Genomic DNA, 22565 nt, shown 5'->3' on the forward strand with positions numbered 1-22565 from the left:
GGCCGATTCGGCCGCACGTCTGCGTGCTGTGTGTGACTTCCGGTGTCCCCGACCGTGGTCGCACTCTGTACTGAGCTGTATGTGGCATTCGCTCAACCACCCGTCGTGGATGGGTGAGACTTACCAACTTCTCGGTTTGCGGACCCGAAACGTTACGTCCATCGCGGTGACAGATCACCAAAAGTGCGGAAAGACCGCCCCGACCAGCGGACGCGGAGCCGTGTGCCCGGTCAGCGGGCCAGGCGCCGTCGAACGTTCGGTATCGTGGCGCCGATCACACTCAGGACGCCGAGGGCCACGAACACGTACTCGACGGTGGATCCCAGCCGCGTCGCGAGTGTGGTGTCGGTGCGCAGACCCACCGTGGCGACCAGATGGTCGGCGTCGAAGAGAGCGGTCCGAGAGGTCACGGAACCATCGGGCGCGATGACGGCGCTGACCCCGCTGGTGGCGGCGACCACGACGGTCCTCGAGTGCTCCACCGCCCGGACTCGCGACATGGCCAGCTGCTGGTAGGTCATCTCCGTGTCGCCGAAGGTCGCGTTGTTGGTGGGCACCGCGAGAATCTGGGCGCCGGCGCGCACCGCCTCGGTGGGTGCGCGGTCGAAGGCCACCTCGTAGCAGGTCGCGACACCCACCGCGAGAGCCCGCTGCTCGCGATCCGTGCCGGCGGGCACGTGCACGACGCCGTCGCCGTCGCCGGGCACGAAGTTGCCCGCCGAGTCGGCGTACGAGGAGAACAGCCGGAAGAAGCTGCGGTACGGCAGATACTCCCCGAACGGTTGGACGATCTTCTTGTCGTGGCGCTCCCCCGGTCCGGCGGCTCCGTCCCAGGCGATGACCGAGTTGGTGGAGGTGCCGTCGGCATTCGACAGCACCGCGCCCACGAGAATCGGTGCGTCGATCCGCACGGAGGCGGCGGTGATCTCGGCCGCTGCGGTCACGTCGCGGGTGGGATCGACGTCCGACGCGTTCTCCGGCCAGATGACGACGTCGGGCTTCGGTGTCCGCCCCGCCTCGACCTCCTCCGCCAGCCGGAGAGTCTCGTTCACGTGGTTGTCGAGCACCTGGCGGCGTTGCGCGTTGAAGTCGAGGCCCAGCCGGGGAACGCTGCCTTGGATGGCCGCGATGGTGATCGTGTCGTCACCGTCCTGTGGACCCGCGAGCGTGGGGCGCACGACGAGTGCGACGACCGGCGCCACGGCGGCGAGCGCGACCAGCCCGGCGACCGAGGTGACGGCGAAGCCGGTGCGCAAACTCCTGCACAGCAGCGTCAGGCACACACCGATCAGTGCCACCGCGGCGCTGAGCAGCGGGGCGCCGCCGAGTGCGGCCAGCGGAAGCAGGGGTGATTCGGACTGACCGAAGGCCAGACGGCCCCAGGGGAATCCGCCGAACGGGACCGTGCTGCGCAACCACTCCGTCAGTGACCACACCATGGTGATCCACACCGCGGCGAACGGTAGGCGGGACACCACCACGGCGAGCAGTCCGAACAGACCGAGGAACAGTGACTCCGCGACGGCGAGCGCGATCCACGGCAGCGGTCCGACGTACACGCCGATCCACGGGAGCAGCGGCAGGAAGAAGCCGAGGCCGAAAGCGAACCCGTACAGGAAGCCGCCTCTCAGCGACAGGGCGCGCGCCGGATCGTCGACCCGCCGCTCGGTCAGGACGAACGTGACGAGCGCCAGGGCGACGGGCGCGAGAAACCACAGTGATCGCGGTGGGAACGACGCGAACAGGAGCGCGCCGGCGCCGGCCGAGAGAGCGAGCCGCGCGGGTGGGATCAGTCGAGCGGGAACGCTCACGCGCGGTACACCGTGGTGCCGCGGTGCACGGTCTCCAGGCACACCGGGTCCGGCGCCTCGGGATCGAGGCGAGGCAGGGCCGGAACTCGTGACCGCGGGTCGGTGGACCAGCGCTGCACCGAGTCCCGTGGTGCGCTCACGACCAGTTCCGCGGCGTCCCACACCGCATAGCTGGCCGGCGCGCCCGGCACCAGCGTGCCGGCCAGGCCGTCGCGCACTCCCCCGGCGCGCCAGGCGCCGCGCGTGGCCGCGGAGAACGCGGCGCGGGGCGAGACGGCACTGCCCGGTGTGCGGTGGTTGACCGCTCCGCGGACACCGCGCCACGGCTCGAGCGGGGTGACGGGTGCGTCCGACCCGATGGCCAGCGACACCCCGGCGGACGCCATCATCGCCAGCGGGTTGAGTGCGCGAGCGCGCTCCGCGCCGAGTCGAGTGGCGTACAGGCCCTCCTCACCGCCCCAGTAGGTGTCGAACACCGGTTGCACGCTCGCGATGACACCCCACGCCGCGAGGGCGTCGGCCTGCTCGGACGACACCATCTCGATGTGTTCGAGGCGATGTCCGCGAGACGCCACGGCGGGGCCGCCGAGCTCGGCCACGACCCGTCCGAACGCCTCGACCACGGCAGTGGTGGCGGCGTCGCCGATGACGTGGAAGCCGGCCTGGATACCGGCGCGGGTGCAGGCGGAGACGTGCGCCGCGATCGCGTCGACGTCGAGATACGAACGGCCGCAACCGGAGTGGTCGGCGTAGTGGTCGTGCAGCCAGGCGGTGTGCGAGCCGATCGAACCGTCGACGAAGAGGTCGCCGCCCAGGGCGTGCGCGCCGGTCGCGGCCAGGAGTGCCGTCGCCTCGTCCGGGGTCGAGACGGCCTCGCCCCAGTAGGCGCGCACCTCGACGCCGTGCTCGAGGGCGAGGAGTTCGGCCAGGTCGACGCGGCCGGAGATGTCGGGGCCGGCGCACTCGTGCACGGCGGCGACCCCGTGCGCGGCAGCATGATCGAGCGCGGCGACGCGGGCGCGGTGCCGGCCCGCGGGGCTCAGCAGGTCCAGCGCCCGGGTGCGCACGGCATGGTGCGCCTCCGCGATGAGCGGCCGTTGCGGATCTGCGGTGGCGACCACGTCTCCGGCGGCGCGACGCAGCACCGTCGAGCACGCCGCGGAGTGCGCGTCGATGCGCGAGAGGTACACGGCCCGTCCGGGTGCTGCGGCGTCGAGCTCCGCGGTGGTGGGGCCGCGCCCCTCCGGCCACGTCGACTCGTCCCAGTTCTGTCCCCAGATCAGGGTGCCCCCGTCCTCGGCCGCGTACGCGGCGAGAGCGCGCAGGCACTCGTCGAGAGACCGAGCGCCGCTCAGATCGAGTCCGATGAGCGCCAGACCTGTCGCGGTGGTGTGGACATGGGTGTCCACGAACGCGGGAGTCACGAACTCCCCGTTCAGTTCCACCACCTCGGCGTCGGGATGCAGCGCCCGCGCGGGGCGATCCTCACCGATCCAGACGACGGTGCCGTCGGTGACGGCCATGGCTGTCGCGTCGGGCGCGGACGGGCTGTAGATCCGTCCGCCGACCAGCAGATGCGTACTCACGCTCGCCAGTGTGCCCGGTGTCGGGCGGCCGGGGTGTCGGGGGTCAGCGCTCGTCGCGGCCGGTGGTGCCGTCGGTCACACCGCGCGTGTCGCGAGGGGCCGAATTCCCGCGGTCCGGCATCACGTCGCCGTCGATGACCACGTGACCGGCCCCGAAACCCTGCGGCCCGAATCCCTGCGGCCCGAAACCGCCGGGCGGGAACGTACGGCCCGAGGCCACGGCCGTCTCGACGCGCCGGGCGGCGGACCGCGCGATGACCGGACGAAGCAGCGCGCGGGTCAGCGGGATCATCAGCAGCAGGCCGAGGACGCTCGAGACGAGACCGGGAATCGTCAGCAGGACCGAGCCGAGGGCCACGAGCGCACCGTCCGCGACCGCGCCGCCGGGTGAGCGGCGTCCGGCGTTGGCCGAGCGCAGTTCCGAGAGCACGCGCCGACCCTGGGAGCGGATCGCGACCATGCCCAGAGCGGACAGTGCGATCACCACGAACACCGTCCACAGGATGCCGATCGCCGAGCCGAGCCACACGAGGGCGCTGATCTCGACGACGAGGTAGAGGAAGAAGTAGAGCAGTGGCATCGCGGGAGTCCTTTCGGCGACTGGTCGAACCCGTCTGCCGTGTCAACGCGCGACCGCCTCGTTTTTCTCCCGGCCGGTCAGGCGCCCGGAGTGACCAGTCCGAGCTCGTAGGCGAGCACGACGGCCTGGACGCGATCGCGCAGCCCGAGCTTGGTGAGCATGCGGCCGACGTGGGTCTTGACGGTCGCCTCGGACAGGAACAGCTCACCCGCGATCTCGGCGTTCGACTTGCCGGCGGCGATGAGCAGCAGCACCTCGCGCTCACGGTCGGTGAGCGATTCGACGGCTGCCGATCGTCCGGGAACATCGCGCGGTTGCCCGGCGACGATGCGGGAGAGCAGACGTCGGGTCACCCGCGGCGAGACGACGGCGTCCCCTGCCGCCACGCTGCGGATCGCGGACACGAGGTCCTCCGGAGGCGTGTCCTTGAGGAGAAATCCGCTGGCACCGGCACGCAGTGCGCCCAGGGCGTGTTCGTCCAGGTCGAAGGTCGTCATGACGATGACCCGCACCTCGGGTTGCGCCGCGATGATGCGTTCGGTGGCCGAGACACCGTCGATACCGGGCATGCGGACGTCCATCAGCACGACGTCCGGTTCGAGGCGCGCGGCCGCGGCGATCGCGGAGGCACCGTCGGGCACGTCGCCCACCACGTCGATGTCGGGCTGCGCGCCGAGAACCATCGACAGACCCATGCGCATCAGTTCCTGATCGTCGACCAGGAGCACCGAGATGGACACGGGAGACAACCTAGCGGTCCGGGTGGTCCTGGTCGACGCCCAGCGCGGCCTTCAATTCGAGGGGCAGCGTCGCGGCCACGCGCCACCGGCCGTCCGGCAGCGGACCGGCTCGGAGCTCTCCGCCCAGCACGGCGACACGTTCGCGCATGCCGATGACGCCGAAGCCGCTGGTGGTGGGTGCGGCGTGGATGTCGACGGCCGGGCCGGTGTCGTCCGAGGAATTGATCACCGACACCGTCACCGCGGACGGTTCGCGGCGCACGGCCACCACGGCTCGGGGCCGCTCACCGCCGTGGCGCAGTACGTTGGTGAGCGATTCCTGCACCAGCCGGTGCACCCCGAGCGACACCGCCGGCGGCAGGTCGTCGAGTTCGCCCGTCTGCTCGATGGACACCCGCAGCCCGGCGGCGCGCATCAACTCCACGATCTTGGCGAGGGCCGCGGTGCCGTACTCGGGGTGGGACTCGGACGACTCGTCGGTCCGCAACAGCGACACCGTGCGTCGGAGTTCGGTGAGTGCGGTGCGGCCGGTCGCGGAGATGTTCGCGAGTGCCGCCGCGGCCCGCTCCGGGTCCGACCGCAGCGCGTAGGACGCCCCGTCCGCCTGCACGATCATGACGCTCACCGCGTGGGCCACCACGTCGTGCAGTTCGCGGGCGATGCGGGTGCGCTCGGCGGACACCGCCTCGACGGCGCGTCGGTCACGATCGGATTCGGCGACGGCGAGCCGTGCGCTGACCTCGGCGACGTAGGCCCGGCGAGTCCCGAGGAACTCCGCCGTGATGTAGGCCAGGGCGTAGAGGAGGACGAAGAAGATGGTGGAGGTCCAGTCGGACCCGAGCACGAGTCGCACGACGACGATGTCGGCCGCGAGGCCCAGCGCGAAGAGGAGGGTCGTGCGCCGGTCGGTGTACACGGCCAGCGTGTAGAGCATCACCACGAAGCCGAGCTGCCCGGGCGGCAGCGTGCGCGGTTCCTCCGATGCCCACACCATCAGAGTCGCGACCTGGCCGAGTGCGAGCGCCGTCCAGGCGGCGGCCACCGGGTAGCGGCGGCGCCAGGCGATCGGCGTGGACACGGCGACCGCCATCGCCACGTAGACGAGTGGCTGCTCCACGGCAGCGACGGCCGTGAGCTCGATGAGGAAGAGTGACACCGCCAGCGCACAGTCGACCGCGAACGGACGGTGGCGGAGCCATTCGCTGAATCGGCGCATCGTGGTCGAAGCGTAGCGCGGGACCTGTGATCGAATGTCCGCCATGGGTGCTGGTGACTGGTCGGTGTTGCTGGCTGCCGCGCTGGCGGCGGGCTGGGTGGACGCCGTGGTCGGTGGCGGCGGGCTCATCCTGTTGCCTGCACTCCTGTTGGTCACGCCGGCGGCCACGACCCAGCAGACGGTGCTGGCCACCAACAAGCTGGCCTCCGTCGCCGGCACCACCGCCGCGGTGCTGACCTTCTCCCGCAAGGTCCCGATGAACTGGCGGCTCCTCGCACCCGCCGGAGTGGTGGCCGCGGTCGGCGCGGCGTTCGGCGCCGCCACCGTCAGCCTCATCGACAAGGACCTCTTCATCCCCATCGTGCTGGTGGTGCTGGTCGGCGTCGCGGTGCTGGTGACGCTGCGCCCCACCGTCGGCGTCGTGGTGGGTGATCCGCCGACGCGCCGCCGCATCACCATCGTGGTGGTGGTGGCCGCCGTCGGCATCGGGTTCTACGACGGCATCCTCGGTCCGGGCACCGGCACCTTCCTCATCATCACGTTCGCCACCCTGCTCGGCACCGAGTTCGTGCGCAGCGCGGCGATGGCGAAGGTGCTGAATCTGGGATCCAACATCGGCGCCCTCCTGTACTTCTCGGCGACCGACGACGTCCTGTGGTTGCTCGGCCTCGCCATGGCCGTCGCGAACGTCGCGGGCTCGCTGGTCGGCTCACGCATGGCGATCTCGCGGGGCGCCGGGTTCGTGCGCATCGTGTTGCTGGTGGTGGTGTTCGCGCTCGTCATCCGACTCGGGTGGCAACAGTTCGGCTAGCGTCACCGATGTGAGAGACGTCGACAGCGATTTCGTCGCCCTGCCACTGCACGCGCTCGCGGACGCGGCGCTGACAGCGGCACGTGCGTCCGGTGCCACGCATGCGGATCTGCGGGTGCATCGACTGCGGACGCAGTCGCTCGCTCTCCGCGACGGCGAGGTGCAGTCGAGTGTCGAGGCGACGACGCTCGGCCTCGCGGTCCGGGTGATCGTCGACGGAACCTGGGGATTCGCGTCCGGTGCGGTGCTGTCGGTGGACGAGGCCGTCTCCGTCACCTCGCGCGCCGTGCTCGTCGCACAGGCGTTGCGCGACCTGAACCGGGATCCCGTCGTGCTCGCCTCCGAGCCGGTGTACGAGAACGTGTCGTGGGTGTCGGACTACGAGATCGATCCCTTCGACGTCCCCACCACCGACAAGGTCGATCTGCTGGGCGAGTACTCCGGCCGTCTGCTGGCCTCGGACGGCGTCGACCACGTGAGTGCCTCCGTGCTGCAGGTCAAGGAGCAGTCGTTCTACGCAGACCTCGCCGGGTCGCGCATCACGCAGCAACGGGTGCGACTCCACCCGCAGATCGACGCCGTGTCCGTCGATTCCGCGTCGGGTGGCTTCGATTCGATGCGCACCCTCGCTCCCCCGACGGGACGTGGCTGGGAGTACCTGACCTCCGACGGGACCGGCGCCGACGGACTGTGGGACTGGGACGACGAACTCTCGCGCATCCCCGACTGGCTCGCCGAGAAGACGAAGGCCCCCGGCGTGGAGCCGGGTCTCACCGATCTGGTGATCGACCCGACCAACCTGTGGCTCACCATCCACGAGTCCATCGGCCACGCCACGGAATATGACCGAGCCATCGGCTACGAGGCCGCCTACGCCGGAACGTCCTTCGCGACGCCCGACCAGCTCGGCACGCTGCGCTACGGCAGTGAGTCGATGCACGTGACCGCCGACCGCACCGAACGCCACGGGTTGTCCAGCATCGGGTGGGACGACGACGGCGTGGCCTCGCAGTCGTGGGATCTGGTGCGCGACGGGGTTCTCGTCGGCTACCAGCTCGACAGGGTGTTCGCCCCCCGCCTCGGGCTCGAGCGGTCGAACGGGTGCTCGTACGCGGACTCGCCCCACCACGTCCCGATCCAGCGGATGGCCAACGTCTCGCTGCAACCGGACCCGCACGTCGATCGCAGCGTGGACGATCTCATCGCCGACGTCGAGCACGGCGTCTACGTGGTGGGCGACAAGTCGTGGTCGATCGACATGCAGCGCTACAACTTCCAATTCACCGGCCAGCGCTTCTTCCGCATCGAGAACGGGGCTCTCGCGGGCCAGGTCCGGGACCTGGCGTACCAGGCGACGACCACCGATTTCTGGGGCTCGATGGAGGCGGTGGGCGGACCGTCCACGTGGCGTCTGGGCGGCGCGTTCAACTGCGGCAAGGCGCAGCCCGGTCAGGTGGCGGCGGTGTCGCACGGCTGCCCCGCTGCTCTCTTCCGTTCGGTCAACGTCCTCAACACACGAACGGAGGCGGGTCAGTGAGCGTCAGCACTCCCCTCGGCGGCCACGATCTGGTGGAGCGTGCGCTGTCGTACGCCACCGTCTCGGACACCGTCGTGATCGTCGCCGACATCTCGGAGGCATCCCTGCGGTGGGCCGGGAACTCGATGACCACCAACGGCGTGGGTGACTCGAGGTCCTGGACCGTCGTCTCGATCGTGCGGGACGGCACGGCGGCGCGGGTGGGAACGGTCTCGTCCACGAGCATGGATCCGGATGATGTCGCCGGCGTCGTGGCAGCCGCCGAGGACGCCGCTCGTGCGGCTCAGCCCGCCACCGATGCGATGCCCCTCGTCGAGGGCGCCCCGACGCCGGACTCCGGCTGGGGCGACGTCCCGCTCCGCACAGGGATCGACGTGTTCGACTCCGTGGTACCGGGCCTGGCGCGGGGATTCGACGGAGCCGATGCGTTGTACGGCTTCGCGCATCACACGGTCCGCACCGTGTGGCTGGGCACGTCCACCGGGGTACGGCGGCGCGTCGTCGAACCTGTCGGGTCGCTCGAGATCAACGGTAAGAGGGGTGGTCTCTCGGGCGGTGCCAGTGCCTGGGTGGGCACCGGTACCCGAGACTTCCGCGACATCGATCTGGATGCGTCCCTGGCCGAACTGACGCGCCGGCTCGACTGGTCCGCCCGGACCGTCGACCTTCCCGCGGGACGCTACGAGACGATCCTCCCAACGTCCGCGGTCGCCGATCTGATGATCGATCTGCTGTGGTCGATGGACGGCCGGGGCGCGCAGGAGGGCCGCACCGCCCTGTCCGCTCCCGGCGGCGGCACCCGCGTCGGTGAGGTGCTCGGACACCTCGGTCTCACGCTGTACTCCGACCCGTCCGAGAACGGCCTCGAGTACGCCCCGTTCGTGGTCACCGGATCCTCGAGCGACGCGGTGTCGGTGTTCGACAACGGAATGGACGCCGGCCGCACCGACTGGATCCGCGACGGTGCAATCACCTCCCTTGCCTACCCACGTTCCGCCGCAGCAGAATTCGGGGCCACACCCACTGTGCCCGGTGACAACCTCGTCATGGTGGGCGGCGCCGGCGGTTCCGTCGACGACCTCGTCGCGCGCACCGAACGCGGACTCTTGTTGACGACCCTCTGGTACATCCGCGAGGTGGACCCGACGACCATGCTCCTCACCGGGTTGACGCGGGACGGCGTCTACCTGGTCGAGGACGGCCGGGTGACTGCTGCCGTGAACAACTTCCGGTTCAACGAGAGCCCGCTCGACATCCTGCGCCGCGCGACAGAGGCGGGTACGACCGTTCCCACCCTGCCGCGTGAGTGGTCGGACTGGTTCACCCGCGCAGCGATGCCCCCGATGCGGATCCCCGACTTCCACATGTCGTCCGTGAGCGCGGCCCAGTAGGAGGGGCCTCACTCGCCGGGTGCGGTGAAGTAGTCGGTGCCGTGCGAGTCGCGGACATGGACGATCCCGTCCCGGAGCATGCGGTGGTGCCACTGCCGCCGGGTCTTCAGGCCGTGGTGCCGGCGGCACAGCGGCGTGAGGTTGCCGGTGACGGTCCATCCGCCACTCCGGGGGTCGGTGTGGTCGAACGGGACGACATGGTCGAGATCGCAGTCTTCGCTGGACACAGCACATCCCGGATGGACGCACGTCGAATACAGCGCTGTCACCAGCGACGCGATCGCCTCGGACGGCCGATAGGTCAACGCCCCGGCCGGGGGTACGGCGAATCCCCCATGTCCGTCGGGGTCGGCGACGGCACGGTCGAGTGCTGATGGTGGGAGCGTGCGGAGGTACTCGACCTGCTCCCGGAGTTTTCGGTTTTTCGTGCTGCCCAGTTTCCCCGTGGTCGGTGTCCAGCCTGCCGGCATGCGGCGAGTTCGGCGGACTTCCCGCCCGGCGGCGGGAACCGGCGAGCCCGGTGGTTCGGAGTCGGTCGGCGGGTCGTGCTCCGGGCATCGGCAGCTGCACGCCGCCCGCGGTTCCGCGACCTCCGCGGCGGTGATCATCGCCTGCCACGTCGCATCCCCGGCAATTCTCCGGGCTACATCAGCTGGTACCGGTCCCCAGCCGACGAGGTGGCCGGGTTCCCCCGCCAACCCTGCTGCGGTGGCAGCATCGAGGACGATCACGGCACGGGCCGGCGTACCCGACACGGCCCCGGTCAAGAGCGCGTGCGCGGCGTCGAACAACCGAGCCGGCAACGACGTCGGATCGGTCACCCCGCGTGCGGCGGCAGCGGCGATGTTCCGCCACAGTGCGGCGACTTTGTCGGCCGGACCACGGATCTTCAGCTCGGCCTGATCGCGCGGGAGCTTGCGCACCGTCGCCGACCGCTCCAATGCTGCCCGTTCACGGATGATGCGGTGCCAGTCGGCGTCGAAGTCGGCGAGGATCCGGTCGATCGCCGACGCGACCGCACCCGGCGTGCACCGGGCTGCGACAGCAATGACCCGCTGCAGTAATGCTTCGGTCGCATGATGGAACCCGGCCAGGGATCGGCAGACCGTGCGGAACGCCGCGTACGCCAACCGGCCCGCATCGAACGCTTCCTGCACCGCAGGACGGGCGGTGCGAATCAAAAACAGCCACTCCGTGACAGTGCTGGTGGACACCGACAGCGCCGACGCGACCTCCGCGACCGCGCATGCTTCGGCGGCGTCGGCGTCGAATACCCCACCGGTCGCGAGCACGGCGGGGCGTCGGGACTCGGAGTAGATGTAGGAGCACGACGCGGCGACGGTGCGGGCGAACGAGGCCTGGGCGTCGACCTTCGCCGACACCAACACATCGACGGAAACTGGTGCGTCGTACACGAATTCACCCCCCGGTGATGCCCCGATCAGGCCGCCCCCCGACGACCTGACCAAACACTAACTCACCCCACCGACAGAAACTGGAACGTATGTTCGAACCGGGCCGCGCGGCGCCTCGCAACTCCGGGAACAGGGAGTGTCAGCGGGAGCGCCTGATCCGGCAGACGTTCGGTGAGGTCTACTCGAACAGCCATCAAGCGACGCGGAGCGCCAACCCGACGGTGCTGCTCTTACCCTTGAAGAGCGAGCTCATCGTCACCACGATGCGGCCGGTGATGCCGTACTTCTCGATCACCACGTCGCGGGTACGCGCGGTGCCTGCGTCGTCCAGCACCTCGGCGACAGCGTCCATGGCTGGGCCCACGTTCTTTCCACTGCGATCGCAGGTGGCCACCGTGACGCGGGGAGTATTGCGGATGCGCTTCACCTTCCACGACTCTCGCTGCGTCCACATGAGGAGCCGGTCCCCGTCGAGAGCCGCCCAGATGGGTGTCGGCTTGGGGGTGCCGTCCTTGGTGAACGTGGTCAGGAGGACGTACTTTGCGGTGCCGACGTCACCGAACGGGTTGCTCATACGAGACAGGATAGGCCGGTCAGTCGCCCTCGAGCTCGCCTTCGCTCTCGAGGTAGGCCGCACGGAGATCCGCGAGCACTGCCGGGTCCGGTTCCGCCCACATGCCGCGTTCCACGGCCTCGAGCAGTCGTTCGGAGATGCCGTGCAGCGCCCAGGGATTGGACGTCGACATGAACTTCCGATTGGTCTCGTCGAGGACGTACTCCTGCGTGAGCTTCTCGTACATCCAGTCCTGCACGACTCCCGTGGTGGCGTCGTACCCGAACAGGTAGTCGACCGTCGCAGCCATCTCGAATGCGCCCTTGTACCCGTGCCGCCGCATCGCGTCCATCCAGCGCGGGTTGACGACGCGCGCACGGAACACGCGGGACGTCTCCTCGTGCAGCGTGCGGGTGCGCACCGATTCCGGGCGGGTGCTGTCGCCGATGTACGCCTCGGGAGACGTGCCGGTGAGCGCACGCACGGTCGCCACCATGCCGCCGTGGTACTGGAAGTAGTCGTCGGAGTCGGCGATGTCGTGCTCGCGGGTGTCGGTGTTCTTCGCCGCCACCGCGATGCGCCGGTAGGACGAACGCATGTCGTCCGCTGCCGGGACGCCGTTCAGTCCGCGGCCGTACGCGAAGCCGCCCCACGTCGTGTAGACCTGCGCCAGATCCTCGTCACTGCGCCAGCTCTTGCTGTCGATCAACTGCAGCAGTCCGGCGCCGTACGTGCCGGGCTTGGATCCGAAGATGCGGGTGGTGGCTCGGCGGTCGTCGCCGTGCTCCGCGAGATCGGCCTGTGCGTGCGCACGCACATAGTTCTGCTCGTCGGTCTCGTCCAGGCCCGCGACCATGCGGACGGCGTCGTCCATCATCGCGAGCACGTGCGGGAATGCGTCGCGGAAGAAGCCGGAGATGCGGACCGTCACGTCGATACGCGGCCGTTTCAGCTCGTCCAGAGCGATCGGTTCGAGGTGCGTGACGCGGCGCGACGCCTCGTCCCACACGGGCAGCACGCCGAGCAGTGCGAACACCTCGGCCACGTCGTCACCCGAGGTACGCATGGCGCTGGTCCCCCACACCGACAACCCGACAGAGCGCGGGTACTCGCCGTGATCCTGCAGGTAGCGGGCCACGAGCGACTCGGCCATCGCCTGGCCGGTCTCCCACGCGAGCCGCGACGGCACCGCCTTGGGGTCGACCGAGTAGAAGTTGCGGCCGGTCGGCAGCACATTGATGAGTCCACGCAGCGGCGACCCGCTGGGGCCGGCCGGGATGAATCCGCCGTTCAGCGCATGCAGCACACGGTCGATCTCCTGGTCGGTCCCGCGCAGACGGGGAACCACCTCGGTGGCCGCGAAGCGGAGGATCTCGGCGACCGTGTCGGGCAGTCCCGCGGCGATGCCGTCGACGGCGTCCACCGACCAGTCGGCGCGGTGCAGTGCCGCAACGAGACCACGTGCCTGCTCCTCGACGGCATCGACCGACGTACGGGCCTCGTCGCCGTCCTCGCTGAGACCCAATGCTTCCCGCAGACCCGGAACGGTGCGCTCCCCACCCCACATCTGACGGGCCCGCAGCATGGCCAGCACGAGGTCGACCTCCGCCTCACCGCGCGGAGCCTGCCCGAGGACGTGGAGCCCGTCGCGGATCTGCACGTCCTTGATCTCGCACAGCCAGCCGTCGACGTGCAGCAGCATGTCGTCGAACATCTCTTCGTCGGGGCGTTCCTCCAGGCCGAGGTCCTTGTGCATCTGGGCCGCGGTCATGAGCGTCCAGATCTGCTGACGAATCGCCGGCAGTTTGGCCGGGTCCAGCGTCGAGATGTTCGAGTGCTCGTCGAGCAACTGCTCGAGGCGGGTGATGTCGCCGTAGCTCTCGGCGCGGGCCATCGGCGGGATGAGGTGGTCGACGAGAGTCGCGTGCGCGCGGCGCTTGGCCTGTGTCCCCTCGCCCGGGTCGTTGACCAGGAACGGGTAGATCAGTGGCAGATCGCCCAACGCGGCGTCGGTGCCGCACGAGGCGGACATGCCGAGAGTCTTGCCGGGCAACCACTCGAGGTTGCCGTGCTTGCCGAGGTGCACGACGGCGTCCGCGGCGAAACCGCCGTCCTCCTCCGGGGCCGCGAGCCAGCGGTAAGCGGCGAGGTAGTGGTGGCTGGGGGGAAGATCCGGATCGTGGTAGATCGCCACGGGGTTCTCGCCGAACCCGCGAGGCGGCTGCACCATGAGGACGACGTTGGAGAACCGCAGTGCGGCGATGACGATCTCGCCCTCCGGATCCGCTGAACGGTCGACGTACAGCTCGCCCGGTGCCTCGCCCCAGTGTTCGACGACGCCGGATCGCAGGTCCTCCGGCAGCGTGTCGAACCAGCGTAGGTAGCGCGCGGCCGAGATTCGGATGGGGTTGCCCTCGAGCTGCTCGGCGGTGAGCCAATCGGCGTCCTGCCCACCGGCGGCGATGAGCGCGTGGATGAGGGCGTCGCCGTCCTGCGCGGCGAGGCCGGGCACCGCGTCGTCACCGTCGACGGGTCCGATGTCGTAGCCCAACTCGCGCATCCGCGTCAGCAGACCGATCGCCGACGCCGGGGTGTCGAGTCCGACGGCGTTGCCGATGCGGGCGTGCTTGGTCGGGTACGCGGACAGCATCAGCGCAATGCGCTTGTCGGCTGCGGGAATTCGGCGCAGTCGAGCATGCCGGACCGCGATGCCGGCGACACGCGCACAGCGCTCGTGGTCGGGTACGTACGTGCTGAGGCCGTCGGCGTCGATCTCCTTGAACGAGAACGGCACCGTGATGATGCGACCGTCGAACTCGGGCACCGCGACCTGGGTCGCGACGTCCAGCGGGGACATGCCGTCGTCGTTCGCGTCCCACATCGCGCGGGAGCTGGTGAGGCACAGGCCCTGCAGGATCGGCACGTCGAGCGCGGCGAGCTCGGCGACGTCCCAGGCCTCGTCGTCGCCGCCGGCGCCCACGTTGGCGGGACGGGTTCCGCCGGCCGCGAGCACGGTGACCACCATGGAGTCGGCTTCGCGCAACGCCTCGAGCAGTTCGGGTTCCGCGCTGCGCAGCGACGCACAGTAGATCGGGAGCGCGCGGGCGCCCTTCGCCTTGATGGCGTCGCACAGGGCATGGATGTAGTCGACGTTGCCCGCGAGGTGCTGGGCTCGGTAGTACAGGACGGCGATCGTGGGCTCTGCCCCCGTGCGCCTTTCGCGTACCTCTGGATGCGCAAAAGGCGCACGGGTGCGCAGCACACCCCAGGTGGGGAGATGGGCGGGCGGCTCGAATCCGTGGCCGGTGAGCAGAACGGTGTCCGACAGGAACCACGACAGCTCGCGGAGGTTGTCCGCGCCGCCCTCGGCCAGGTACTGGTGCGCCTGCGCAGCGACATTCGCCGGCACTGTCGACAGTTCCATCAACTCGGCATCAGGAGCCTGCTCGCCGCCCAGCATGACCACCGGAACGTGGCCGCGGAGCACCGCGTCGATACCGCTCTCCCACATCCGGCGCCCGCCGAGAATGCGCACGACCACCAGGTCGACACCGTCCATGAGCGTCGGCAGATCGGCGTCGACGAGGATGCGGGACGGGTTGGCCCAGCGGTACTCGGCGCCGGACGCACGTGCGCTCAGCAGGTCGGTGTCGGATGTCGAGAGCAGCAAGATCACGGTGGTGGAGCCTTCCCTGGGGTTTTCGCGCCCCGTCGGCGTCGGTGTGCACCCCAGGTCTGACTTCTCCGGAGACGCTGGAGTCACAGTGGCGCGACCGCGCCGGAGTCTCACCGGCTTCCGGGGTGCTTCGCGATGATCGTACGTCGTAGCCTGGACTGCATGAGTGATGCCGGGGACAGGAGCAGACGGGACGCCTGCCCCGGGGCGCTCCAACTGCACGAGGCGAAGGACGGCTTGCTGGCTCGGGTGCGTCTGCCCGGCGGCGCGCTCAGCGCCGAGCAGATGGGTGTGCTCGCGGCGGCGTCGACAGACTTGTCCGACGGTGAGTTGGTGCTCACCTCCCGGGGGAACGTCCAGCTCCGCGCGGTACGCGATCCCGAAGAGCTGGCCGACCGACTCGCGGCCGCGGGACTTCTGCCGTCGGAGACCCACGAGCGGGTCCGCAACATCCTGGCGTCGCCACTCTCGGGTCGTCTCGGCGGAACGGCCGACGTCCGCGACCTGGTGTCATCGCTGGACACCTCGCTCACGAGTGATCCTGAGCTGGCCGACCTGCCGGGTCGGGTGCTCTTCTCGGTCGACGACGGCCGCGGCGATGTGACGGGTTTCGGCGCCGACATCGGCGTCCACGCCGTCGACGAGGACTCCTTCGCCCTCATCCTCGCGGGCGCCGACAGCGGCGTCCGGGTCCCGCGGGCCGACGCGGTCGCGGTGATGCTCGACGCGGCGCGCGGGTTCCGCCGCGAGCGGCAGGGGCACTGGCGCATCGCGGAGATGCCGAACGGTGTGGAGGCTGTGCTCGGTCACGTCGATCACGCTGTCGGCGACCACCCTCGGGTCGCCGTCGAGACGTCGGTGGAGCCGCCGATCGGATGGTTCGTGCAGGACGACGCCACCGTCGCGCTCGGTGCCGCACTCGCCCACGGCGTGCTTCCGGCCCGCACCGCCCTCTTCCTCGCGGCGGTCGAGAAGCCGATCCACGTCACGCCGTGGCGTGGCATCGTGCTCCTCGATCTCGACGAGGGCGTCGCCGAGCAGGTCGTGCGCGTATTGGCCCCGATGGGCCTGATCTTCGACGCGGAGTCGCCGTGGGTTCGGGCCAGCTCGTGCGTCGGTTCTCCCGGCTGCGCGAAGTCGCACTCCGACGTGCGCGCTGATCTCGACGCCGCCGTGGAGAACGGCGAGGTGGGCGACGACCGGGAGCACTGGGTCGGGTGTGAGCGCCGATGTGGCCGACCCCGCGGCGAGGTCACCGACGTAATTGCGACAGAGGGCGGTTACCAGCGCTCCTGAGCCGCAGGCCCCGGATCAGGAGCCCGGTGCGGTCACGATCAGGTAGTACAGCGCGGCACCGATGGACAGTATCTGTTGGCCCGGGAAAGCGTAGTTGTCGACCAGCCAGTGGCCGGCGAGGTCGAACAGAGTGCTCGGAAACATGGTTCGGCTCCGTTCTCGTCGACGACCACGCGGTCGTTCGTCTCGGCAACGTTACGGGCGTCGCAGCACGACCGGAACAGACCCAGCGTTACGATTCGGTGTCGATCCGTGGTGCCTCTCCCCCGTGCCGCGGCGCCGGACCCTGGCCGACCACGGCGCGTCATCGCTCCCTATCGTGGAGCCATGCACGACTACATTCGCGACGGCGACGAGATCTACCGGCGCTCCTTCGCGACCATCCGAGCGGAAGCCGACCTGTCGGCGTTCTCCGACGATGTGGCGCAGGTCGTCGTGCGCATGATCCACGCGTGCGGAGAAGTGAATCTGGCGCAGTCCATCGCGTCGACGGCCGACGTCGTGGCGAAGGGCCGTGCTGCGCTGCGCGCGGGGGCTCCCATCCTCTGCGACGCCACCATGGTCGCGTCGGGCATCACGCGCCGACGGCTCCCGGCCGACAACGAGGTGATCTGCACCCTCAACGCACCGAACGTCCCGGAGATGGCGCGCGAGCGCGGCACCACCAGAACGGCCGCAGCGGTAGATCTGTGGGTCGACCACCTCGACGGCGCCGTCGTCGCGATCGGCAACGCACCCACCGCACTGTTCCGGCTCATGGAGTTGATCCAGCAGGGCGCTCCGCGCCCGTCCGCGATCCTGGGTGGGCCCGTGGGCTTCATCGGCGCCGCGGAGTCGAAGGACGATCTCGTCGCCTCCGGTCTCGGCCTCGACCACCTGCTCGTCCTCGGCCGCCGCGGTGGCAGCGCCATCGCCGCGGCCGCCGTCAATGCCATTGCGACGGAACGCGAATGAGTGGCAAGCTCTGGGGTGTCGGTATCGGCCCGGGTGATCCGGAGCTGGTGACGGTCAAAGCCGCGCGGGTCATCACCGCCGCCGACGTCGTCGCCTTCCACAGCGCCCGGCACGGCAAGAGCATCTCTCGCCGCACCGCGGAGCCGTACCTGCGCGAGGGTCAGATCGAGGAGCACCTGGTCTACCCGGTGACCACGGAAGGCACCGACCACCCCGGCGGGTACGACGGCGCGCTCGCGGACTTCTACGTCGAAGCGTCCGAACGTCTGGCGGCGCACCTCGAGGCCGGTCGCTCGGTCGCGCTGCTCGCCGCCGGCGACCCGATGTTCTACAGCTCGTATCAGCACATGCACGTTCGTCTCGCGCACCGCTTCGACACCGAGGTGATCCCCGGCGTCACGTCGGTCAGTGCGGCGTCCGCGGCGGTCGGGGAACCGCTCGTCGAGGGTGACGAGGTCCTGACCATCCTGCCGGGGACCCTGCCCCGCGCCGAGCTCACGCGGCGACTCGAGGACACCGACTCCGCCGCGATCCTCAAGCTGGGCCGCACGTATCCCGCTGTGCGCGAAGCCTTGCGCGACAGCGGCATGATCGACCGCGCCCGCTACGTCGAGCGCGCGAGCACCACCGGCGAACGCGTTCTCGCCGCCGACGACGCGACGGACGTTCCGTACTTCTCCATCGCCGTGGTCTCGAGCCCGTCCTACGTGGTCAGCGAACCCGCTGCGTCGGGCGAGGTGGTGGTCGTCGGATTGGGGCCGGGCTCCGCCGAGTGGACCACGCCGGAGGTGCGCGGCGAGCTGCTCCGCGCCACCGATCTCGTGGGCTACACCACCTACATCGACCGGGTGCCCGTTCGAGCCGGCCAGCGTCGACACGCGAGTGACAACCGAGTCGAATCGGAACGGGCCGAGATGGCACTCGATCTCGCGTCTCGCGGCGGTCGGGTCGTCGTCGTGTCCTCCGGCGATCCCGGCGTGTTCGCCATGGCCGCAGCGGTTCTCGAGGTGGCGGCGCAGGACCGATGGCGCCACGTTCCCGTGCGCGTCTGCCCCGGGGTCACGGCCGCCAACGCGGTCGCGAGCCGCGTCGGCGCTCCCCTGGGCCACGACTATGCCGTTCTGTCCCTGTCCGATCGCCTCAAGCCGTGGGACGTGGTCGAGCGCCGCATCCGCGCGGTCGCGGCGGCCGACATGGCGTTCGCCGTCTACAACCCGGCCTCGCGCTCGCGGACCTGGCAGGTGGAGGCGCTCAAGACGCTCGTGCTCGAGCACCGTGGCCCGGACACTCCCGTCGTCGTGGGCCGCGACGTCTCGGGACCCGAGGAGTCGGTGACCGTCGTCCGGCTCGGGGATCTCGACCCGGCCACGATCGACATGCGCTGTCTGCTCATCGTCGGAGCGTCCACCACGACGGTCGATCACACCGCGGACGGCCCGCGGGTATTCACGTCACGGCGTTACGACACCGTCGATCCCATCGCCCGCGTCGGGAGCGGCGCGGGGAGTGCGTCGCTTCAGTAACCAGGTCACGCACTTGTCGGCTGCCGGCACCACGGGAACGTCGTCCTGAACGGGCGGCCGTTCCACCATGACGACGGGGATGCCGCGCTCGCGGGCGGCCTGAAGCTTGGCCGACGTGAGCTTGCCACCGCTGTTCTTGCTCACCACCACGTCGATGCGGTGCTCGTCCAACAGCTTGCGCTCGCCCTCGAGGTCGAACGGCCCGCGTGACTCCAAAATGCTCGAGTGCGCGGGGACCTCGCCCTCGGGCGGATCGATGCACCGCACGATGAAGTGCCGGTCGTCCAGGGACGCGAAGTGGTGCACGCCCTGTCGGCCGATGGTGAGCAGGACGCGGGCGAGAGCGGGTCGGTCGGCGAGTGCCTGCGCTGCCGCCTCCATCGACGGCACCGTGATCCAGTCGTCCTCGGCCAGCGGGCTCCACGGCGCGCGACGCACCAGCACCAGCGGCACGTCGGCCGCCGTGCAGACCTCGACCGCGTGCGCCGTCATCGTCGCGGCGTAGGGATGCGTGGCGTCGACGACGTGCGTCACCTCGTGCTCCGCGATCCACTCGCGCAGACCGTCCACGCCACCGAAGCCGCCGATCCGCACCTCCCCCACCGGGAGCACGGGATCGGCCACTCGGCCGGCGAGCGAGGAGGTCACGGTGGTGCCGTGCAGTCCGTCCAGCTTGACCGCGAGCTGACGTGCTTCGGACGTGCCACCGAGAACCAGAACATGCATTGGGGCGACCTTACCGGCCCCGCACGGTCAGTGATCGAGCCGTCGCCGGGCCGCCGAGTACAGGAAGCTGTCCGGGAAGCCCTCGGCCGACAAGACGCGGCCCACGACCACGACCGCCGTCTTGACGATGCCTGCCGCCACCGTCGCGTCCGCGAGATCGGCCAGTGTGCCCCGCACGATCACCTCGTCCGCGCGGCTGGCGAAGGCCACCACCGCTGCGGGACAGTCGGATCCGTAGTGCGGCACGAGTTGCTCGGTGATGCTGTGGATCTGGCGCGCACCGAGATGAATGACCAGTGTCGCCCCGCTCCGTGCCAACGTGGGCAGATCCTCGCCGTCGGGCATGGCCGTCGACAACGTCGACACCCGTGTCAACACCACGCTCTGCGAGATCCCGGGCACGGTGAGTTCGCGACCCAGCGCGGCCGCAGCCGCGGCGAACGCCGGAACACCCGGCACGATTTCGTAGTCCACGCCCGCCGCGTCGAGTCGTCGCGACTGCTCGGCGACGGCGCTGTACAGCGACGGATCGCCGGAGTGCACGCGGGCGACGTCGAGGCCGTCACGCGAGGCGGTGACGAGTTCGTCGACGATCGCGTCGAGCGTCATGCGAGCGGTGTTCACGACGCGGGCGTCTGCCGGGCACGTGTCGAGCAGTTCGCGTGGCACCAACGACCCGGCGTACAGGCAGACCGGGCTCGACGCGATGATGCGGGCTGCGCGGACGGTCACGAGATCGGCCGCACCGGGTCCCGCGCCGACGAATCTGACGGTCACGCTGTCTCCTTCTTCACGACGCTCCACTGCGTCACCGGCATCTGCGGACGCCACCCGGTGAATCCGCCGAGCGGTTCGCCGCGGTGCACCTGCAGTCGTCGCAGCAGACCGCCGTGCTGCGAATACCACTGCAGAAGTAGCGATTCCGACTCCGCGGTGACGGCATTGGCCACCAGCCGCCCACCCTCGGGCAGGGCGTCCCAGCAGGCGTCCATCACACCGGGTTGCGTCGCGCCGCCCCCGACGAACACGGCGTCGGGTTCGGGCGCACCGGACAAGGAATCGGGTGCCGCGCCGCGGACGACGAGCGACGGAACGCCCAGGGCGACAGCATTGGTCCGGATAGTGGCGGATCTGGACTCGACGCGCTCGAACGCGATCGCGGAACATGCCGGATGCGTGCGCATCCATTCGATCGCGATGCTTCCCGACCCGCCGCCGACGTCCCACAGACGTTCACCCGGTGAGGGCGCGAGGGCGCTGAGAGTCAGCGCCCTGACCTCGCGTTTGGTCAGCTGACCGTCGCCCATGTAGAGCGCGTCGTCGAGTCCGGGTGCGCGCGAGACGGTGTGGCCCCGCACCTCGAGCGCAACGACGTTCAGTGAGTCGACGTCGCGCGCGTGCACCCAGTCGGTGACGGGCAGCGCACGCACCCGCTCGCGCGGTCCCCCGAGTTGCTCGAGCACGGACATGGCACTGGAGCCGAGGTCACGGCTCAGCAGCAGAGTCGCGAGTTCGGCTGCGGTGCTCTCGTTCTCGGCGAGCACGAGGACGCGGCGTCGGTGTGTCAGGGCGGGCAGTACGGTCTCGATCGGCCTGTTCACCAGGGACACCACCTCGACGTCGTGGAGCGCCCAGCCGAGACGGGCGCACGCGAGCGACGCCGACGACGGGTGCGGAAGGACGCGCACCGCATCAGCACCGAGGAGCCGCGTCAACGTCACGCCGATCCCGTGAAACATCGGGTCACCGCTCGCGAGCACGCATCGCCGCGTACCGGCATGCTCGTCCAGGAGACCGGTCAGGGCGGGCAGCATCGGGGTGGGCCACGCGATTCGCCGAGCCGCGGTGCCCGGCACCGCGTCGAGTTGACGCTCGGAGCCGAACAGGACGTCCGCGGATTCGACGGCGTCACGGGAGGTCGGCGACAGCCCGGCCCACCCGTCGGCGCCCACGCCCACGACGTCGATCATCGCGGCATCCGGCGCCAGATCGGACGTGGGAGGACGCGCATCAGGGCGACGAGTAGGCGCAGACGGCCGGGCACCCACACGACGTCGGTCCGCGAGCTCAACGCGCGGACCACCGCGTCGGCCACCTGGCCGGGTGTGCTCGACATCGGTGCGGGAGACATCCCCTCGGTCATCCGGCCGATGACGAAACCCGGTCGGATCAGCAGCAACCGCACGCCGGTCCCGTGCAGCGCGTCGGCGAGACCGGACGCGAATCCGTCCAGTCCGGCCTTCGCCGACCCGTAGACGTAGTTCGCCCGGCGGACCCGAGCGCCGGCGACGGAAGAGAAGACGACGAGCCGGCCGGATCCCTGCTCGCGCAGCGCCGTCGAGAGATGTGTCAGCATGCTGACCTGCGCCACGTAGTCCGTGTGGACGACGGCCACCGCGTGCGCCGCATCCGTCTCGGCGCGCGTCTGATCGCCGAGGATGCCGAAGGCCAGGACCGCCGTGTCGATCGGCCCGTGAGCCAGAACTGACGTCACGAGACCGTCGTGCGACGCCAGGTCGTCGGCGTCGAACTCGAGCGCCGTCACCCGACTCGCGCCGGCCGCGCGCACTCGATCCGACTCGGCGACCAGATCGTCGGACCGCCGGGCGGCGAGGACGACGTGGCGGCCGCGCGCGAGGCGCTCCGCGATCTCGAGACCGATGTCGCTGCGACCACCGAGGAGCAGCAGGATGCCGGTGCTCGACTGGTCGGGTGTGGTCAGGTCACGGCCGGCCGGTGGGTGGGTCACG

General features: G+C 70.1%; 19 protein-coding genes. 6 read left to right on the forward strand and 13 right to left on the reverse strand.

Annotation, left to right across the window (positions count from 1 at the left end; genetic code table 11):
- Positions 1-230: 230 nt before the first annotated feature.
- The 5 genes from lnt to OG947_RS00530 all read right to left on the reverse strand — a co-directional run bounded on the left by lnt (position 231) and on the right by OG947_RS00530 (position 5933).
- Positions 231-1811 carry an apolipoprotein N-acyltransferase gene (lnt, locus tag OG947_RS00510; RefSeq protein ID WP_328812888.1) on the reverse strand — a complete coding sequence of 527 codons (1581 nt, stop codon included), beginning with the start codon at positions 1809-1811 and terminating at the stop codon, positions 231-233.
- Positions 1808-3397 carry an amidohydrolase gene (locus OG947_RS00515; RefSeq protein ID WP_056444516.1) on the reverse strand — a complete coding sequence of 530 codons (1590 nt, stop codon included), beginning with the start codon at positions 3395-3397 and terminating at the stop codon, positions 1808-1810. The genes lnt and OG947_RS00515 overlap by 4 nt, the downstream gene beginning before the upstream one ends.
- Before the next feature lie 43 nt (positions 3398-3440).
- Complete coding sequence (locus OG947_RS00520) at positions 3441-3977, reverse strand: FxsA family protein (RefSeq protein WP_328809822.1); 537 nt, start codon at positions 3975-3977, stop codon at positions 3441-3443.
- A gap of 77 nt (positions 3978-4054) precedes the next feature.
- The gene (locus tag OG947_RS00525) at positions 4055-4717 is read right to left on the reverse strand and encodes a response regulator (protein WP_027505385.1); all 663 of its coding nucleotides are present in this window, start codon (positions 4715-4717) and stop codon (positions 4055-4057) included.
- A gap of 10 nt (positions 4718-4727) precedes the next feature.
- Complete coding sequence (locus OG947_RS00530) at positions 4728-5933, reverse strand: sensor histidine kinase (RefSeq protein WP_051613278.1); 1206 nt, start codon at positions 5931-5933, stop codon at positions 4728-4730.
- A 43-nt stretch (positions 5934-5976) separates the two neighbouring features.
- Between OG947_RS00530 and OG947_RS00535 the strand changes: the two genes are divergently transcribed.
- The 3 genes from OG947_RS00535 to OG947_RS00545 are packed head-to-tail and all read left to right on the forward strand — an operon-like array spanning position 5977 to position 9672.
- Positions 5977-6744, forward strand: a complete 768-nt coding sequence (locus tag OG947_RS00535; RefSeq protein WP_222631166.1) for a TSUP family transporter — start codon at positions 5977-5979, stop codon at positions 6742-6744.
- Positions 6745-6754: 10 nt separating this feature from the next.
- Positions 6755-8281, forward strand: coding sequence for a TldD/PmbA family protein (locus OG947_RS00540; protein ID WP_222637525.1), 1527 nt, complete (start codon positions 6755-6757; stop codon positions 8279-8281).
- A complete protein-coding gene (locus OG947_RS00545) occupies positions 8278-9672 on the forward strand; it encodes a metallopeptidase TldD-related protein (RefSeq protein WP_328812889.1) in 1395 nt (464 codons plus the stop codon). The genes OG947_RS00540 and OG947_RS00545 overlap by 4 nt, the downstream gene beginning before the upstream one ends.
- Positions 9673-9680: 8 nt before the next feature.
- On the opposite strand, the gene OG947_RS00550 is transcribed toward OG947_RS00545, so the two are convergent.
- From OG947_RS00550 to OG947_RS00560, 3 genes are all read right to left on the reverse strand, one after another.
- On the reverse strand, positions 9681-11087 hold the full coding sequence (locus OG947_RS00550; RefSeq protein ID WP_328812890.1) for an HNH endonuclease signature motif containing protein: 1407 nt from the start codon (positions 11085-11087) through the stop codon (positions 9681-9683).
- Positions 11088-11280: 193 nt separating this feature from the next.
- On the reverse strand, positions 11281-11661 hold the full coding sequence (locus OG947_RS00555) for a PPOX class F420-dependent oxidoreductase (protein ID WP_222637530.1): 381 nt from the start codon (positions 11659-11661) through the stop codon (positions 11281-11283).
- Between the two features lie 19 nt (positions 11662-11680).
- Positions 11681-15316 carry a cobaltochelatase subunit CobN gene (locus tag OG947_RS00560; RefSeq protein ID WP_328812891.1) on the reverse strand — a complete coding sequence of 1212 codons (3636 nt, stop codon included), beginning with the start codon at positions 15314-15316 and terminating at the stop codon, positions 11681-11683.
- A gap of 162 nt (positions 15317-15478) precedes the next feature.
- Between OG947_RS00560 and cobG the strand changes: the two genes are divergently transcribed.
- On the forward strand, positions 15479-16612 hold the full coding sequence (gene cobG / locus OG947_RS00565; RefSeq protein ID WP_328812892.1) for a precorrin-3B synthase: 1134 nt from the start codon (positions 15479-15481) through the stop codon (positions 16610-16612).
- 15 nt (positions 16613-16627) lie between these two features.
- Here cobG and OG947_RS00570 read toward each other — a convergent pair whose 3' ends face one another.
- Positions 16628-16756, reverse strand: a complete 129-nt coding sequence (locus tag OG947_RS00570) for a hypothetical protein (RefSeq protein ID WP_328812894.1) — start codon at positions 16754-16756, stop codon at positions 16628-16630.
- A gap of 183 nt (positions 16757-16939) precedes the next feature.
- On the opposite strand from OG947_RS00570, the gene OG947_RS00575 reads away from it, so the two are divergent.
- Positions 16940-17566: a precorrin-8X methylmutase gene (locus tag OG947_RS00575; protein WP_328812895.1), complete on the forward strand. Its 627-nt coding sequence runs from the start codon at positions 16940-16942 to the stop codon at positions 17564-17566.
- A complete protein-coding gene (gene cobJ / locus OG947_RS00580; protein ID WP_222645208.1) occupies positions 17563-19089 on the forward strand; it encodes a precorrin-3B C(17)-methyltransferase in 1527 nt (508 codons plus the stop codon). Before OG947_RS00575 ends, cobJ begins: the two co-directional genes overlap by 4 nt.
- Here the strand turns inward: cobJ and OG947_RS00585 are convergent.
- From OG947_RS00585 to OG947_RS00600, 4 genes are read right to left on the reverse strand one after another with little or no spacing between them, the layout of a single operon-like run.
- Positions 19018-19815 carry a cobalt-precorrin-6A reductase gene (locus OG947_RS00585; RefSeq protein ID WP_328812896.1) on the reverse strand — a complete coding sequence of 266 codons (798 nt, stop codon included), beginning with the start codon at positions 19813-19815 and terminating at the stop codon, positions 19018-19020. The genes cobJ and OG947_RS00585 overlap by 72 nt on opposite strands.
- A gap of 27 nt (positions 19816-19842) precedes the next feature.
- On the reverse strand, positions 19843-20592 hold the full coding sequence (cobM, locus tag OG947_RS00590; RefSeq protein WP_027505376.1) for a precorrin-4 C(11)-methyltransferase: 750 nt from the start codon (positions 20590-20592) through the stop codon (positions 19843-19845).
- On the reverse strand, positions 20589-21785 hold the full coding sequence (cbiE, locus tag OG947_RS00595) for a precorrin-6y C5,15-methyltransferase (decarboxylating) subunit CbiE (RefSeq protein ID WP_328812897.1): 1197 nt from the start codon (positions 21783-21785) through the stop codon (positions 20589-20591). The genes cobM and cbiE overlap by 4 nt, the downstream gene beginning before the upstream one ends.
- On the reverse strand, positions 21782-22564 hold the full coding sequence (locus tag OG947_RS00600) for an SDR family NAD(P)-dependent oxidoreductase (protein WP_328812898.1): 783 nt from the start codon (positions 22562-22564) through the stop codon (positions 21782-21784). Before OG947_RS00600 ends, cbiE begins: the two co-directional genes overlap by 4 nt.
- Between the last annotated feature and the right edge of the window lies 1 nt (position 22565).

The organism is Rhodococcus sp. NBC_00297, assembly GCF_036173065.1.
GTDB lineage: Bacteria > Actinomycetota > Actinomycetes > Mycobacteriales > Mycobacteriaceae > Rhodococcoides.